The organism is Phytopseudomonas dryadis (assembly GCF_004327355.1).
Lineage (GTDB): Bacteria > Pseudomonadota > Gammaproteobacteria > Pseudomonadales > Pseudomonadaceae > Aquipseudomonas > Aquipseudomonas dryadis.
Genome location: NZ_QJUM01000018.1, coordinates 99,301 through 115,868, shown reverse-complemented (window position 1 = coordinate 115,868; position 16,568 = coordinate 99,301). Strand labels below are relative to the sequence as shown.

The following is a 16,568-nucleotide window of genomic DNA, read 5'->3' as shown; positions in this document are numbered from 1 at the left end:
GCACGAAAACGCACTCATCGTCCATCAACGCTGACACCCGACAGGAGTGACCGACCGTGATAGCAGCCCAGCCTTTCGACTTCCCCTTCGATGGTCGCCTGGAACCGAGCGCGACCGCCCTGGTCGTGATCGACATGCAACGCGACTTCCTTGCCCACGATGGCTACTTCGCGCGGCAGGGCTACGACCCGTCGCGCCTGAGAGCGATCCTCCCGGTGCTCTCCAGGCTCATCGACGGATGCCGCGCGGCAGGCATACGGATCATCCATACCCGGCAGGGATACCGTGCCGATCTGGCCGACATGACGCCCTACGAGAAATGGCGGCGCCGCGAGCGCGGCCTGCAAGGGGCGCTGCTGCGCTCCAACCCCGGCTTCCAGCTCGTCCCGGAGCTGGAGGTGAGAGACGAGGACATCATCGTGGACAAGACCTGCAACAGCGCCTTCACCCACACGGACTTCGAACACATCCTGCGGGCACAGGGAATCACCCACCTGCTGCTGAGCGGATGCACCACCGATGTCTGCGTGCATACCACACTGCGCGAAGCCTGCGACCGGAACTTCCAGTGCCTGACGATCGCCGATGCCTGCGCCAGCGGCGATGCCTATGCCCATGAGGCGGCCCTGCACATGGTCACGGTCGAGTTCGGCGTGTTTGGCGTCCTGGCCGATTCGCACGCCGTGCTCGAAGGCCTGGCTCGCCTCGCGCCGGTCTCCGGCAACCTCGCTTCCCGGGGGTCGGCATGAACCACAACGCGACTGCCCCGGCGGATACGGCCACCCTGCGTCGCGACCTGGCGGCGGCCTACCGCCTGGCCGCCCTGTTCGGCTGGGACGACACCCTGTACACCCATTTCTCGGTGCGCCTGCCCGGCGCCGCGCCGCGCTTTTTGATCAACCCGTTCGGCCTGCTGTTCGAAGAGATCCGCGCCAGCGACCTGATCGTGGTCGACATGCACGGGGCGGTGGTCGAGGGCGAGGCCGACTACAACGTCGCCGGCTTCACCATCCACAGCGCGGTGCACATGGCCCGGGAAGATGCCCACTGCGTGATCCACACCCATACCCTGGCGGGCATGGCGGTCGCGGCCCAGGATGCCGGGCTGCTGCAACTCAACCAGATCAGCACCGAGTTCCACCAGGCAGTCGGCTATCACCCCTACGAAGGCATCGCCCTGGATCTCGACGAACGCCAGCGCATCCAGGCCTCCCTCGGCGGCCACGACGCGCTGATCCTGCGCCACCACGGCCTGCTCAGCGTCGGCCCGAGCATCGCCGACGCGTTCTACGTGATGTACTACCTCAACCGCGCCTGCGAGATCCAGTTGAGCGCCAGCAGTTCGCAGCTGGCCTACAGCGAGATCCCCGCCGCCCTCAGCCAGCACGCCCATGGGCAGTTCGCCGGTACCCACTGGCAACGCCAACTGCTCTGGCAGGCATGGCTGCGCAAGCTGGATCGGCTCGATCCCGGCTACCGCGACTGACTCCACTCATTCCAGGACTCCCGACCATGACCACCTGCGGCGAATTCCTCGTCCAACAGCTCCAGGCCTGGGGCGTCGACACCGTGTTCGGCATCCCCGGCGTGCACACCGTCGAGCTCTATCGCGGCCTGCCGGGCAGCGGCATCCGCCATGTCACCCCGCGCCATGAACAGGGCGCCGGCTTCATGGCCGACGGCTATGCGCGGGTCACCGGCAAGCCCGGCGTGTGCTTCATCATCACCGGCCCGGGGATGACCAACATCCTCACCGCCATGGGCCAGGCCTATGCCGACTCGATCCCGATGCTGGTGATTTCCAGCGTCAACCAACGCGCGCGCCTGGGCAGCGGCAACGGCTACCTGCACGAGCTGCCGGACCAGCGCGCCATGGTCGCCGGGGTCAGTGCCTTCAGCCATACGCTGCTGGACGTCGAGCAGTTGCACGAGGTGCTGGCGCGCGCCTTCGCCGTGTTCGAGGGCGCCCGCCCGCGACCGGTGCATATCGAGCTGCCGCTGGATATCATCACCGCGCCGGCCGATCACCTGCGCCTGCAGGCCAGGCCCGTGGTGGCCCGGCCGACGCCGCCGGGCGAGCAGATCCGCCAGGCCGCCGCCCTCCTGCACGGCGCCCGCGCGCCCCTGCTGCTGCTCGGTGGCGGCTGCGTCGAGGCCGCCGACGAGGCCCGCGCCCTGGCCGAAGCCCTCGACGCCCCCACGGCCCTGACCATCAACGCCAAGGGCCTGCTGCCGGCCGGGCATCCGCTGCTGCTGGGCAGCAACCAGTCACTGCCGCCGGTGCGCGAGCTGGCGGCGCAGGCCGACGTGGTGCTGGCGATCGGCACCGAGCTCGGCGAAACCGACTACGACGTGGTGTTCGATGGCGGCTTCCACATCGGCGGCCAACTGATCCGGATCGACATCGACGCCGAGCAGTTGCAGCGCAATCAGCGCCCGTACCTGGCGATCCACAGCGATGCACGCCTGGCCATCAGCGCCCTGCTCGACGCCCTGCCGGCGCGCACCGCGCCCGCCAGCGGCAGCCAGCGCGCCGCCACCGCCCGCCGCCGTCTGGCCGAAGGTTTCGCCGACTGGGGTCACTACCGGGCCTTGTTCGAACGGGTGCTGCAGGTACTGCCCGAGGCACGCTTCGTCGGCGACTCGACCCAGACCGTCTACAGCGGCAACCACCTGGTGGACCTGCCGGCGCCGAGGCGCTGGTTCAATTCCTCCACCGGCTACGGCACCCTGGGCTACGCCCTGCCGGCGGCCATCGGCGCCAAGCTGGCCGAACCGTCACGCCCGGTGATCTGCCTGGTCGGCGACGGCGGCCTGCAGTTCAGCCTGGCGGAGCTGGCCAGCGCGGTGGAGGCACGGCTGGGCATCGTGATTCTGCTGTGGAACAACCAGGGTTATGGCGAGATCAAGCGCTATATGCTCGAGCGCGACATCACCCCGCTCGGGGTCGACATCTTCACCCCGGATTTCGTCGCCATCGCCCGTGGCTTCGGCTGCCAGGCACAACGCGCCGAAAGCCTCGAGCATCTGGGGCACCTGCTGCAGGAGGCGCCCGAGGATCGTCCGCTGCTGATCGACATCCACGAGGCCCCGCCCTTCGCCCCCTGAAGCACCGGCGCGACGCCCATGGCGCGCGCCGCCAATCAGCGCGAGGACGAACTTTACCCTTTCCTGACAGAACCTTACCCGGGTCTTACCCTACGCCGACGGCGCCCTCTCTATAGTGGCCTGCATCCGAATCCGATGCCGTGCCGACCCCCATGCGAAAAGCCAAGCTGCGTTACCTGATCCCCGCCGTCGTCGTCCTCGCGCTGGGCGCCTATGCCCTCAAGGCGCTGTTCTTCACTCCCGCCGACCAGTCCGGCCTGCTCACCGCCGAGGTGCAGAACGCCGACATCGAACAGAGCGTGGTCGCCACCGGCACCCTGGAAGCCTTCAAGCAGGTCAGCGTCGGCGCCCAGGTCTCCGGGCAGATCAAGACCCTCAACGTGGACTTCGGCGACCAGGTCAAGAAAGGCGACCTGATCGCCGAGATCGATTCCATGACCCAGCAGAACAACCTGGCCAACGCCAAGGCCGCCCTGGCCAACGTCAAGGCCCAGCTGGCGGCGCAGCAGGCCAGCCTCAAGCAGGCGCAACTGGCCTTCAAGCGCCAGCAGAGCATGTTCGCGCAGAACGCCAGCTCGCGGGAGAACTTCGAGGTCGCCGAGGCCGAACTGAACAGCGCCAAGGCTCAGGTAGCGGCCCTCGAGGCGCAGATCCAGCAGGCGCAGATCCAGGTTTCCACCGCCGAAGTGGATCTGGGCTACACCCAGATCACCGCGCCCATCGATGGCACCGTGGTCGGCGTGGTGGTCAAGGAAGGCCAGACCGTCAACTCGGCGCAGTCGGCACCGACCATCGTCAAGCTGGCGCAACTGGAGCAGATGACGGTCAAGGCGGAAATCTCCGAAGCCGACGTGGTCAAGGTCGCGCCGGGCATGCCGGTGTACTTCACCATCCTCGGCGAGCCCGACAAGCGCTACAACGCCAGCCTGCGCATGATCGAACCGGCGCCGGACTCGATCAACGACAGCGACAGCAGTTCCAGCAGCTCGTCGAGCACCTCGACCGATACCGCCGTGTACTACATCGGCGCCTTCGACACACCCAATGAAGACGGCAAGCTGCGTATCGCCATGACCGCCCAGGTGAACATCGTCCTGGCCCAGGCCAGACAGGTGCCGAGCATTCCGCTGTCGGCGCTGGGCACCGTCAGCCGCGATGGGCGCTACCGGGTGCAGGTGCTGGGTGCCGACGGCAAGGTCGAGTCCCGCGCCATTCGCACCGGCGTCGAGGACTCGGTCAAGGCCGAAGTCCTCGAAGGCCTGCAGGTGGGTGAGCGGATCGTGCTCGGCGATGCCGCCGCCGGCTCCAGCACGCAGATGCGTCGTGGCCCGCGGATGGGGTTCTGAGATGAGCACTGCGCTTCTCGAGTTGCGCGGCCTGCGCCGCGAATTCCCCGCCGGCGAGCAGACCATCGCCGTGCTCAGGGACGTCGACCTGAGCATCGAACAGGGCGAAATGGTCGCCATCATCGGCGCGTCGGGCTCCGGCAAGTCCACCCTGATGAACATCCTCGGCTGCCTGGATCGGCCCAGCGCCGGCACCTACCGGGTCGCCGGCCGGGAAACCGCGCACCTGGACGCCGATGAGCTGGCCGCACTGCGCCGCGAGCATTTCGGCTTCATCTTCCAGCGCTACCAGTTGCTGCCGGACCTGGACGCCGTGGGCAACGTCGAGATTCCCGCCGTGTATGCCGGCGAGGACGCCGCCAGCCGGCGCAGCCGCAGCATCGCCCTGCTCGAACGCCTGGGCCTGGGCCAGCGCCTGGGCCATCGCCCCGGGCAGCTGTCCGGCGGCCAGCAGCAGCGGGTGTCCATCGCCCGCGCGCTGATCAACGGCGGCCAGGTGATCCTCGCCGACGAGCCCACCGGCGCCCTGGACAGCCACAGCGGCCAGGAAATGCTCAAGCTGCTGCGCGAGCTGCACGCTCAGGGGCACACGGTGATCATCGTCACCCACGACATGAACGTGGCCCAGACCGCCGACCGCCTGATCGAGATCAGCGACGGCCAGATCATCGCCGACCGTCGCCTGCAGCCTGTCGGCGAGCGCCCTCCCGCCTTCGCCGGCGGCACCCCGCCAGCGGCCGGCAGTAGCTGGCTCCGCGGTTTCGGTCAGTTCGCCGAAGCCTTGCGCATGGCCCTGCTGGCGATGCTGGCGCACAAGCTGCGCACCTTCCTGACCATGCTCGGCATCATCATCGGCATCGCCTCGGTGGTCTCGGTGGTCGCCCTGGGCCAGGGCTCGCAGCAGCAGATCCTGGCCAATATCAGCGCCATCGGCACCAATACCGTGGACGTGTTCCCCGGCAGCGGTTTCGGCGATCGCCGCTCGTCGCGCATCCAGACCCTGGTTCCGGCCGACGCCGACGCCCTGGCCGGCCAGTCCTTCGTCGACAGCGTCACCCCCTCGGTCTCCAACTCCGGCACCCTGCGCTACCGCGACCAGGCCCTGACGGTGTCCATGAGCGGTGTCGGCGAACAGTTCTTCCGCGCCAAGGGCTACACCTTCGCCCAGGGCCAGGCCTTCGATGCCAAGGCCGTGCGCAACTCGGCGCAGAGCGTGGTGATCGACGACAACACCTACAAGAAGCTGTTCGCCGGCGAGCGGGCCCTGGGCAAGATCATCCTGCTGGGCAACGTGCCCTGCCGCATCATCGGTGTGCTCGACCCCATTCAGAGCAACTTCGGCGGCAGCGATTCGCTGCGCGTCTACCTGCCCTACACCTCGGTGATGAACCGCATGCTCGGCCAGTCGTACCTGGAAAGCATCACCGTCAGGGTCGACGACGGGGTGTCCAGCGACGCCGCCGAGCAGGGCATCATCCGCCTGCTGACGCGTCGCCATGGCGTGCAGGACTTCTTCGTGATGAACACCGACACCATCCGCCAGACCATCGAGAAGACCAGCCAGACCATGACCCTGCTGATCTCGACCATCGCCCTGATTTCCCTGGTGGTCGGCGGGATCGGGGTGATGAACATCATGCTGGTGTCGGTGACCGAGCGTACCCGCGAGATCGGCGTACGCATGGCGGTCGGCGCCCGGCAGAGCGACATCATGCGGCAGTTCCTGATCGAGGCGGTACTGGTCTGCCTGATCGGCGGCGCCCTGGGCGTGCTGTCGGCGCTGAGCTTCGGCGCCGTGTTCAGTCGCCTGAGCAGCGACTTCACCCTGGTGTTCTCCGGCCTGTCGATCGTCGCCGCCTTCCTCTGTTCCACCCTCATCGGCCTGGTGTTCGGTTTCCTGCCGGCCCGCAATGCCGCCCGCCTCGACCCGGTCGACGCCCTGTCTCGCGAGTAGAACCATGACCCTGCACAGCACCACAGGGCGCGCCCTGCAACTCTCGACCCTGGTACTCGCCCTGGCCCTGGGCGGCTGCGGCTCGCTGCTGTCCACGCCCTACGAGCGCCCGGCGCTGGACATCCCGGCCAACTGGCAGCAGGCGGGCGGCCGGCAGGCGCTCGACGGCCAGCCCTGGTGGAAAGCCTTCGGCGATGCCGAGCTCGACCGGCTGATCGACGAGGCCCTGGCCCGCAACAACGACATCGGCACGGCACTGCTCAACGTACGCCGTGCCCAGTTGCTGGCCGGGCTGAGCCGCGACGACCAGTTGCCGCAATTGAGCAGCAGCTTCAATGCCGACCGCACCCGCGCCCTGCGCGGCGAAGGCAGCACCGCGCACAGCTATTCGCTGACCGGCTCGGTCAGTTGGCAAGCCGACCTGTGGAACCGCCTGGGCAGCGCCACCGATGCCGCCGAGCTGGAGGCGCTGGCCAGCGAACAGGATTACGTGGCCACGCGCCTGTCGCTGGCCGGCACCGTGGCCAGCCTGTACTGGCAGATCGGCTATCTCAACGAGCGGATCGCCGCCAGTGCGGCGAGCATCGACTATGCGCGGCAGACCCTGGCCCTGGTTCAGGTGCAATACGATGCCGGCCAGGCCTCGGCCCTGGAACTGGCCGAAGCCCGGCAGAGCCTGGAGACGCAGCAGGCCAGCGAGGTCGACCTGCGCCAGCAGCGCGTCGAACAGCGCAATGCCCTGGCGGTGCTGTTCGATGGCGCGGCGCCGCTGACCCTGGTCGAACCCCAGAGCCTCGCCGGTACGACGCTGCCCCAGGTGCGGGCCGACCTGCCTGCCGGCCTGCTGGCCCAGCGACCGGACCTGCGGGCCGCCGAACTGCGCCTGCGCAGCACCCTGAAAAACGTCGATGCGACCCGCGCCAGCTACTACCCCGATCTCAGCCTGACCGGCACCCTGGGCTACTCCAGCGATGCCCTGGGCAACCTGCTGAGCAATCCGGTGGGCGCACTGGGCGCCGGCCTGGTCTTGCCGTTCCTGCAGTGGAACCAGATGAAACTGAATGTCGCCGTGTCCCGGACCGATTACGAGCTGGCGGTCACGGACTTCCGCCAGAGCCTGTATCAGGCCCTGGTGGATGTGGAGAACGGGCTGGCGGGAAGGCTGCACTACGCGCAGCAGGAAGGCATGCGCAGCCGCGCGCTGGAAGCGGCGACGGAGGCGGAGCGCATCTATCGGATCCGTTATGAGTCAGGCGCGGTGGAACTGCAGTCCTGGCTGACCGCGCAGGACAACCGGCGCACGGCGCAGATCACCCTGTCGGAAAATCGCCTCAATCAGTTGCTCAATGCCGTGACGCTGTATCAGGCACTGGGTGGCGATACCGGCGAGGCGCCGCTGACCCTGTCAGGCCAGTAGTGTCGCGACACAGATCAAATGTCGGTCGCACGGTATCGACACGGGATTCAGCAATAAGCGTGCAGCATTGCCACATTCGTGTGGGAGCCGCGCCCCCGCGGCGAATCGTGGCCATAGCGCAATTTTAGCAGCATGGCCGCCACCGCATCGCGCCGGGGTCGACGCTCCTACAGGCGAACCCTGATTCCGAACGGGCTCTTGCGGGCCAGGGACGGTCTCCACGGGAGTCCGACGCTTCAGGGTTGACACGACAGTAGCGGCTGGCGCGACTCAGCGGCGACGGCGCTGCTCTTCGGCGCGGCGACGTTGTTCTTCGCTGCGAATGGGAACCGGCTGCATGGGCGGAACCAGTACGGCATCGAGCTTCGCGACAAGTGCTTCGAACCAGGCTTTCATAAGATAATCCTCGAACTACGGGCGGCTTACATGGCCGCTCTGTACTGAGAGTAGCCGAATCCTCGCCGCAGATGGAGAAGTAAATGCCGGTAACGCCGCTCCGGCGATACCGGTCGTCGCCTCAGGCAAGCTGCCAAAGGATCTGGCTGACAGCGTCCGCCACCCGCCACACAGTGCGAGACCGCAGCGCTACAGCCAGCGCCCCCCTGTACCCCGGCCCTTTCAGCCCCACCGGCGACGTCAGGCTGCCGAGGAAGCCCCCCAGCGGGCCGTTCGCTCAGGCCGCTTCGAACGGTACGAACGCCACTTTGTAACCGACGATTTCGCTGCGCCCCCAGGCAGCTCAGAACTGATACTCGACGCCCGCGCCGGCATACCAAGAACGGCCCGGGGCGGCTTCGTAATAGCGGTTGTTGCCGTCACCGACGATCACCGAGCCCACGTACTGACGGTCGAACAGGTTGTCCAGGCGCAGGGTCTGGTGGGTCGTCCAGGAACCCAGGCGTTGCTCGAAGCGGGTGCGCCAGTTGAACACGGCGTAGCTCGGCGCGGCCTGCTCGGTATTGCTGTCTTCGACATATACCTGGCTGCGATACAGGCCTTCCAGCGCGGTGCTGATGCCATCGACCGGCTTCCAGGCCAGTTCGCCGAACAGGGTGGTGCGCGGCACGCCGGGCAGGTCGTTGCCTTTGTCGATGGTGCTGGTGCCGGCGACGAAGCTCGAATCATAGGTCGCCGCCAGGTAGGTGTAGGCCAGGGCTGCCGACCATCGCTCGCTGAACTGGCTTTCCACCCCCAGTTCGAAGCCGCGGCGCAGGGTCTTGCCGGCGTTCTGGTAGCTGGTGCGGCCGCCGATATTTTCCAGCACGACGATCTCATCGTCGGTGTTGATCTGGAAAACCGCGGCGTTGACGCGCGTCCCTTCGCCCAGGCGCGCCTTCAGGCCGATCTCGTACTGGGTGCTTTCCGAGGGTTCCAGGCCATAGTTGAAGCCCGTGTTGCCCTGCGAGTAGGCCAGCTCGGCCTGGCTTGGCGTTTCGAAGCCTTTGCCCACGCTGATATAGCCGTTCAGGTCGGGGCTGAAGGCATACCCCAGGCTGACGGATGGCGTGGCCTTTTCGTAACGCCGGGTGCCGCTGTCGTCGCCATTGGCCCCGACGATGTACTTGTCGTCGACGTCGACCTTCACCGTGCTGTAGCGCAAGCCGCCCTGCAAGGTCCAGTCGCCCAGTGTCCAGGTGGCCTGGGCGTAGGGATCGAGGCTGGTGACGGTGTCCACCTCATCACGCCGCAGATTGCCCTTCACGCCCAACTGCGAGCCCACGAAGTTCTCGTAGCCACGACGGTCATCGCGGCTCAGGTCGTAATCCAGGCCGACCACCAGACGCAGATCCCCCGGCACCCCATCGACTGGTTGCAGCCAGCGCAGGCTGCCGCCGTGGAACTCGCGGTCGAAGTCCACGACCCCGCCGCTGTGGTTGGCATTGGCCTGCGCCGCTGGCGGTATCGCCAGGTACTGGATCACGCTGCGCTTGCCCGCATAGGCGGTCACCTGCAGGGTCGCATCGCCGAAGTAGCGCTCGTAATTGGCGCCCAACTGCTGGTGGTCGATGCTCTTGCGGGTGTTGTAGTTCAGCGCATTGGCGGTCACCGAACGCGGATCGTCCCTGTAGGCCTGCCAGGCCTGTCCCAGCGGGTCCTGGGTGCCGTTCTGCTCCAGGCTGCTGTAGATCAGCGCCAGCTTGCTGTCTTCGTCGGGTCTGAAATTGAGCTTGGCGAAGGTCTGGTCACGGCGCGCCGCGCTGTGGTCACGGTAACCGTCGGTATCCATGCGCGAGGCGTCGAGCACGAAGCCGATACCCTCGGCCTCGCCTTCGGCGCTGAGGTGGTTGCGGGTCAGGCCATCGCTGCCGAACAGGGTCTCGGCGCCGATCCGCGGGCGGCCTTCGCCGTCGCGGGAAAACAGCTGGATCACCCCGCCGGCGTTGCTGCCGTACAAGGTGGACGCCGGACCGCGCAGCACTTCGATGCGCTCGGCGGTGTCGAGGTTGAAGGTGGCGGCCTGGCCCTGGCCATCCGGGGTACTGGCCGGGATGCCGTCGGCGATCAGTTTCAGGCCCCGCACGCCGAAGGCCGAGCGCGCGCCAAAACCACGGGAGGATATCTGCAGGTCCTGGGCGTAGTTCTGGCGGTTCTGCACCACCAGGCCCGGCACCCGGGTCAGCACTTCCGAGGCATTGATGCCCAACTGCCCATCGCTGATCTGCTCGCGGTCGATGCCGTCCACCGAGAACGGCAGGTCGAAGCTCTGGCTGGCGCTGCGCGAGCCGGACACCACACTCGGCTCGAGCAGCACCCGGTTGGCGCCATCCGCGGCATGAGCGGCGCCGGCCATGGCGCAACCGCAGAGCGCGATGGCCCGGTACAACGGCGACAGCGCCGGCAGGCTCGAAGGGGTGTGACGGGTCATGGGATCAGTCCTTTTTCTTCAATTCAATACGTGGCGAACGTGGGTCGGAGGTTGTCCTGGAGCGCCGCGGCCCCTTTCCTCCCTGTCGTATATCGATGGCTCACTGGCGCTGGCGTTCCAACTGACGCCGGTAGGGAAACACGTCGATCACCTTGCCCGCCCGGATCGCCTCCTGCAGGCCCTTCCAGTAGTCGGCGTCGTACAGCTCGCCGTGCAGTTCGGCGAACAGCCGCCGTTGTTGCCCATCGGCGAACAGGAACGGCGGGAACTCCTCGGGAAACACATCCAGCGGCGCCACCGAGTACCAGGGCTCGGAGGCCATTTCATCCTCGGGATAACGCGGCGGCGGAATGCGGCGAAAATTGATCTCGGTGAGCAGGCTGATTTCGTCGTAGTCGTAGAACACCACCCGGCCATGGCGGGTCACCCCGAAATTCTTCAGCAGCATGTCGCCGGGGAAGATGTTCGCCGCCGCCAGTTGCTTGATGGCCAGGCCGTAGTCGTCCAGCGCTTCGCGTAGCTGCGCGGCGCTGGCGTTCTCCAGGTACAGGTTGAGGGGGGTCATGCGCCGTTCGATCCAGCAGTGCCGCACCAGCACCGTGTCGCCCTGCAGCACCACGGTGGAGGGCGCCACCTCCAGCAATTCGCTCAGGCAGTCGGGCTCGAACCTGGCGACGGGAAAACGGAAATCGGCGAACTCCTGGGTATCGGCCATACGCCCCACCCGATCGACGTTCTTCACCAGGCGGTACCTGTCGATCACGGTGTTGCGGTCGACGTTCTTCGTCGGTGAGAAGCGATCCTTGATGACCTTGAACACGGTATTGAAACCCGGCAGGGTGAAGACGCTCATGACCATGCCGCGCACCCCGGGCGCCATGATGAAGCGATCGTCGCTGCTGGCCAGGTGGCCGATCAGGGCGCGGTAGAACTCCGACTTGCCGTGCTTGTGGAAGCCGATGGCGGTGTACAGCTCGGCGACGTGCTTGCCCGGCAGGATGCCTTGCAGAAAAGCCACGAACTGCGCCGGCGTGGCCACCTCGACCATGAAGTACGAACGGGTGAAGGAGAAGATGATCGAGACTTCCGCCTCGTCGACGATCGCCGCGTCGAACTGCAGCCCCTGCCCCTCGGGGTGCAGCAGCGGGATCGCCAGGGGCCATTGCTCGTCCTGCGTATAGAGGCGGCCGATCAGGTAGGCGCCCTTGTTGCGGTAGAGCACCGAGGAAAACAGTTCGATGCACAGTCGCGGGTCCTTGCACACCCAGTCCGGCAGGCTGGCACGCAACTGGCCTTCGAGACGCCGCAGATCGCGCGCGAGGTCGCCGAAGGGTACGTCGAAGCGGTAATCCTCGACGATGCGCGCGAGCATGTCCGCCAGCTCGCCGGCGAACGGGTACAGGCGCGTCGGCACCGTCCGCTGACGGCTGCCCGGAGCCGGCCGCGTGGTGTGGATGAACATGCAGTCGTCACTGATCTTGTCGTGGCTGAACAGGCGGCAGAAGATCGAGTTGAACCAGGTTTCGGCCAGCTCGTCGTCGCTGCGTGGATCGATCAGGCCGATATAGGCACGCTTGACCCGGGGCCAGTGGTTGGCGTCAAGCAATGGCCCGCCGCACTGCCCGGCGAGCGCCCCGACGGTCTCGCCGACCTTCTCCTCGTACAGGGCGATGCGCGCCGCCGACGCCTGCTGCGCCTGTTGCCAGAGCGCCTGTTCGAAGCGCCGCCGCGCGCCATCGGTGATCAGCCGGAAATGCTCGCAGTAGTCGTCGAAGCCCTCGAGGATCCTGCGGGCGATGTCGCTGGCTGGCCATTGCTGCGCCATGGGACGAACCTCGGGCATGGTGGAAAACGGGTGCAGAGCCTAATGCCAGTCAGTTAAGCATGCGGCCCGCAAAATGGCGGTCTGCCCCGGCCCTGTGGGAGCCGCGACCCCGCGGCGATCGCTGGCCGTGACACGCTGCGTGCGCTGGCCACCATCGGCATCGCGCCTACACGGACGGCGGTTTGCCGCTCTGCTGCGGTGCCTCCTGCTCCTGCAAAAACCTGATCCGATCAGCATCGGGGCAGTGGCAGCTTAGCCACTGGTGGCGGCGAGGGAAAGCGGGCACTGCTCGTAACTTCATCCTCCGCCAGGATCCTGCCGCAGCCCGTACTTCAAAAGCGTTTTTCCGGTTGCCTTGAATCGCGCATGCGGCAACACTGCCGCCACCTTCCTCCGAGGAGCCTGCCTTGCGTCCTGCCGACTTGTTGCGCCTGTTACTGCTCTCCGCGATCTGGGGGGCGAGCTTCCTGTTCATGCGTGTGGTGGCGCCGGTCATCGGCAGCATGCCCACCGCCTTCTTCCGCGCCGGCATCGGCGCCCTCGGGCTGCTGGCGATTCTGCTGATCATGCGGGTGCAGTGGGATTTTCGCGGCAAGCTCGGGCACTGCCTGCTCCTGGGGGTGATCAACGCCGGCCTGCCATCGGCCATGTACAGCCTGGCGGCGCTGGTGCTGCCGGCCGGCTACTCGGCGATCCTCAATGCCACCACGCCCATGATGGGCGTACTGATCGGCGCCCTGTTCTTCGCCGAGGCGCTGACCCTGGGCCGGGCCGCGGGCGTGGCCATCGGCCTGTTCGGGGTCGGCGTACTGACCCGCACCGGCCCGGTGCAGGTGGATCTCGAATTGCTGCTCGGCGCCGCCGCCTGCCTGGTGGCCACCGCCTGCTACGGCTTCGCCGGCTTTCTCGCCCGGCGCTGGCTCGGCGGCGGCCTGGACAACCGCCTGACGGCCTTCAGCAGCCTGTGTGGCGCGAGCCTGTTCCTCCTGCCGCTGTTCATCGGCTCGCTGGCCGTGCAACCGCCCGCCGACTGGGGCGGCGCCGTGGAATGGCTGTCGCTGGCCGCATTGGGCCTGGGCTGTACCGCCTTCGCCTACGTCCTGTACTTCCGCCTGCTGAGCGATATCGGCCCGATCAAGGCCTCGACCACGACCTTTCTGATTCCACCGTTCGGCGTGCTCTGGGGCGCCCTGCTGCTGGACGAGCCGCTGTCCTGGGCCTACCTGTACGGGGGCGCGCTGATCGCCATCGCCCTGTGGCTGGTGGTCAGGCCGTCGCGCACGGCGGTGAACGTCCGCTAGGTTGTTGCATGCCAGAGCGAGCCGCGGCCGCCAATCGCCGTGGGGAAGTGGCTCCCACGGGATAGCGGCAAATCACCGAGCGCGTAGGAGCGTCGCCCCCGACGCGATGCGATGGCGGCCATCCCGCAGAATCCATGGCGTGGCCGCTATTCGCCGCGGGGGCGCGGCTCCCACGGGATAGCGGCAAACCACCGAGCGCGTAGGCGCGTCGCCCCCGACGCGATGCGATGGCGGCCATCCCGCAGAATCCATAGCGTGGCCGCTATTCGCCGCGGGGGCGCGGCTCCCACGGGATAGCGGCAAACCACCGAGCGCGTAGGAGCGTCGCCCCCGGCGCGATGCGATAGCGGCCATTGCACTGAGGCAAGTTCTTTCGCACCAACGGCACTGGAGCCGCAAATACCTGTTCTCCGGCCCCTCGGCCAACCCGGCGCGTCTTTCAGCGATTGCCCGGCGCCTGACGGAACACGAACACCAGCCCCAGCACGATCAGGCCCATGCCCAGCAGGCTCAATGGCGCCAGCCGGTTGCCGAACACCAGGTAGTCCAGCGCGGCCGTGACCGCCGGTACCAGGTAGAACAGGCTGGTCACGTTGACCAGATTGCCACGGGCGATCAGGCGGTACAGCAGCAGGCTGGCGGCAACCGAAATCACCAGTCCCATCCACAGCGCCGATAACCAGAAACCTGCCGTCATCTCCAGGCGCAGCGGCTGGAACGGCACCACCAGCAGGCACAGCAGCAGACCGGCGAGGTACTGCGTGGGCAACGTACCCAGCGGGTTGTCACGAATGCCCTTCTGCATGATCGCCCCGGCCGTCATGGCGAGCAGCGCCGCCAGCGCGCAGAGCATGCCGGACCAGGACAGACCGGCCAGGCCGATGCCCTGGAACACCACCAGCACCAGCCCCAGCAGGCCGAGGCTCAGCCCGAGCAATCGGCCGGGGGAAAGCCGCCGTTCCAGGTACACGGCGGTCAGTATGGGTTGGGTACCGAGCAAGGTGGCCATCAGGCCGGGGGTGACCTCCTGCTGCAGAGCCAGCAGATAGAAGACCTGATACGCCCCCACCAGGACCAGCCCGGTGCGCCACGCCGCCCAGCGGGCGGCGGGCGATGCCGGCCCGCGCAGCGGCAGCAGGCGTGCCAGCAACAGGAACGCGCTGCAGGCCAGAACGAAGCGCACCAGCAGGAAGGCGAAAGGCGAAGCATGGGCCAGGCCCAGTTTGGAAACGATCGCACCACTGCTCCACAGCAGTACGAACAAGGCCGTGCTGCCATAGGCAAGCAGGGTATTGCGGCTGAAAACGATCATGGACATGCCACCTGTAAAGGCAAATCGATAGCGCCCGCCGCAAGGACGGAAACGCAGGTCAGGGAAGGGCCGACGAGTCAGGCTGCCGCGGGGGCAACCTGTACGGCCAGGCCTCAGGCCGCGGCGGGCGGCGGAGGCGCGTAGCCCGCTGGCGGGCTGACAGGTGGCGGAGCCAGGGAAGTGACCGCCGCAGGCGCCATCGACTGCTGCAGCGGGTGCAGGGCAGTGCCAGGGATGGACGACGCAACGACGAGGGCGGACATGGGAGGTCTCGTGAGAGGGATATCGTGAAACGGATGAACAAGTCGCCGGACTATAACCCGGTCGCGCGGGGCTGACCAGTGGCCCGCCGCGCGCGACCGGATCGGCGGCTTACTGCTGCAACTCCTGCTCGCTGAACAGGTCGCTGAAGAGCATGCTCGACAGGTAGCGCTCGCCGGAGTCCGGGAGGATCACCACGATGGTCTTGCCCTGCATCTCCGGCTTTTCCGCCATGCGTACGGCAACCGCCATGGCCGCGCCGCAGGAGATGCCGCAGAGGATGCCCTCCTCGCGCATCAGGCGCAGGGCCATGTTCTTGGCCTCCTCGTCGGTCACCTGCTCGACCCGGTCGACCAGGGACAGGTCGAGGTTTTTCGGCACGAAACCGGCGCCGATCCCCTGGATCTTGTGCGGGCTGGGTTTGACTTCGTCGCCGGCCAGGGTCTGGCTGATCACCGGCGAGGTGACCGGCTCCACCGCCACCGAGAGGATGGCCTTGCCCTGGGTGTGCTTGATGTAGCGCGACACCCCGGTGATGGTGCCGCCGGTGCCGACCCCGGAAACCAGCACGTCCACCGCGCCCTCGGTATCGTTCCAGATCTCGGGCCCGGTGGTCTTCTCGTGGATCGCCGGGTTGGCCGGATTCTCGAACTGCTGCGGCATGTAGTAACGGTCGCTATCGGCGGCGGCGATCTCGGCGGCCTTGTCGATGGCCCCCTTCATGCCCTTGGCCGGCTCGGTGAGCACCAGTTCGGCGCCCAGGGCCTTGAGCACCTTGCGCCGCTCCAGGCTCATCGACGCGGGCATGGTCAGGATCAGCTTGTAGCCACGGGCGGCGGCGACGAAAGCCAGGCCGATACCGGTGTTGCCCGAGGTCGGTTCGACCAGGGTCATGCCCGGTTTGAGCACGCCGCGCGACTCCGCATCCCAGACCATGTTGGCGCCGATGCGGCACTTCACCGAATAGGCCGGGTTGCGTCCCTCGATCTTGGCCAGGATGGTCACGCCCTTGGGCCCGAGACGGTTGATCATCACCAGGGGCGTGTTGCCGATGGCCTGTGCGTTGTCTGCGAAGATGCGGCTCATGATGTGCGGAATCCTTGTCATGACTGAGCGGGTCAGCCTATGCCCGATGCTCGACGGCGTCCAGCGCAAGAAGGTCGAACTCTGCCACGGCG

12 protein-coding genes are annotated in these 16,568 nt (G+C 67.1%); 7 read left to right on the top strand and 5 right to left on the bottom strand.

Features of this window, described 5'->3' with window-relative positions; all coding sequences use genetic code 11:
* The first annotated feature begins 56 nt into the window (after positions 1 to 56).
* The 6 genes from DNK34_RS16085 to DNK34_RS16060 all read left to right on the top strand — a co-directional run bounded on the left by DNK34_RS16085 (position 57) and on the right by DNK34_RS16060 (position 7,825).
* Complete coding sequence (locus DNK34_RS16085) at positions 57 to 749, top strand: cysteine hydrolase family protein (protein WP_131173624.1); 693 nt, start codon at positions 57 to 59, stop codon at positions 747 to 749.
* Positions 746 to 1,486 carry a class II aldolase/adducin family protein gene (locus DNK34_RS16080; RefSeq protein WP_131173625.1) on the top strand — a complete coding sequence of 247 codons (741 nt, stop codon included), beginning with the start codon at positions 746 to 748 and terminating at the stop codon, positions 1,484 to 1,486. The genes DNK34_RS16085 and DNK34_RS16080 overlap by 4 nt, the downstream gene beginning before the upstream one ends.
* A gap of 26 nt (positions 1,487 to 1,512) precedes the next feature.
* Positions 1,513 to 3,108: a 5-guanidino-2-oxopentanoate decarboxylase gene (locus tag DNK34_RS16075; protein WP_131173626.1), complete on the top strand. Its 1,596-nt coding sequence runs from the start codon at positions 1,513 to 1,515 to the stop codon at positions 3,106 to 3,108.
* 152 nt (positions 3,109 to 3,260) lie between these two features.
* Positions 3,261 to 4,454 carry an efflux RND transporter periplasmic adaptor subunit gene (locus tag DNK34_RS16070; RefSeq protein WP_131173627.1) on the top strand — a complete coding sequence of 398 codons (1,194 nt, stop codon included), beginning with the start codon at positions 3,261 to 3,263 and terminating at the stop codon, positions 4,452 to 4,454.
* A gap of 1 nt (position 4,455) precedes the next feature.
* The gene (locus DNK34_RS16065; RefSeq protein WP_131173628.1) at positions 4,456 to 6,408 is read left to right on the top strand and encodes a MacB family efflux pump subunit; all 1,953 of its coding nucleotides are present in this window, start codon (positions 4,456 to 4,458) and stop codon (positions 6,406 to 6,408) included.
* Between the two features lie 4 nt (positions 6,409 to 6,412).
* The gene (locus DNK34_RS16060; RefSeq protein ID WP_207401576.1) at positions 6,413 to 7,825 is read left to right on the top strand and encodes an efflux transporter outer membrane subunit; all 1,413 of its coding nucleotides are present in this window, start codon (positions 6,413 to 6,415) and stop codon (positions 7,823 to 7,825) included.
* A gap of 270 nt (positions 7,826 to 8,095) precedes the next feature.
* Here DNK34_RS16060 and DNK34_RS25880 read toward each other — a convergent pair whose 3' ends face one another.
* From DNK34_RS25880 to aceK, 3 genes are all read right to left on the bottom strand, one after another.
* The gene (locus DNK34_RS25880) at positions 8,096 to 8,221 is read right to left on the bottom strand and encodes a PA1414 family protein (protein WP_278248863.1); all 126 of its coding nucleotides are present in this window, start codon (positions 8,219 to 8,221) and stop codon (positions 8,096 to 8,098) included.
* A gap of 343 nt (positions 8,222 to 8,564) precedes the next feature.
* Positions 8,565 to 10,691, bottom strand: coding sequence for a TonB-dependent receptor family protein (locus tag DNK34_RS16055; RefSeq protein ID WP_131199528.1), 2,127 nt, complete (start codon positions 10,689 to 10,691; stop codon positions 8,565 to 8,567).
* Positions 10,692 to 10,791: 100 nt separating this feature from the next.
* Positions 10,792 to 12,516 carry a bifunctional isocitrate dehydrogenase kinase/phosphatase gene (gene aceK / locus DNK34_RS16050; RefSeq protein ID WP_131176358.1) on the bottom strand — a complete coding sequence of 575 codons (1,725 nt, stop codon included), beginning with the start codon at positions 12,514 to 12,516 and terminating at the stop codon, positions 10,792 to 10,794.
* A gap of 407 nt (positions 12,517 to 12,923) precedes the next feature.
* On the opposite strand from aceK, the gene DNK34_RS16045 reads away from it, so the two are divergent.
* A complete protein-coding gene (locus DNK34_RS16045) occupies positions 12,924 to 13,817 on the top strand; it encodes a DMT family transporter (protein WP_131176357.1) in 894 nt (297 codons plus the stop codon).
* Positions 13,818 to 14,256: 439 nt separating this feature from the next.
* On the opposite strand, the gene DNK34_RS16040 is transcribed toward DNK34_RS16045, so the two are convergent.
* Together DNK34_RS16040 and cysK are read right to left on the bottom strand one after the other, a co-directional pair.
* Entirely contained in the window at positions 14,257 to 15,129 is an 873-nt protein-coding gene (locus tag DNK34_RS16040) for a DMT family transporter (RefSeq protein ID WP_131176356.1), read from the bottom strand.
* Positions 15,130 to 15,501: 372 nt separating this feature from the next.
* On the bottom strand, positions 15,502 to 16,476 hold the full coding sequence (cysK, locus tag DNK34_RS16035) for a cysteine synthase A (protein ID WP_131176355.1): 975 nt from the start codon (positions 16,474 to 16,476) through the stop codon (positions 15,502 to 15,504).
* Between the last annotated feature and the right edge of the window lie 92 nt (positions 16,477 to 16,568).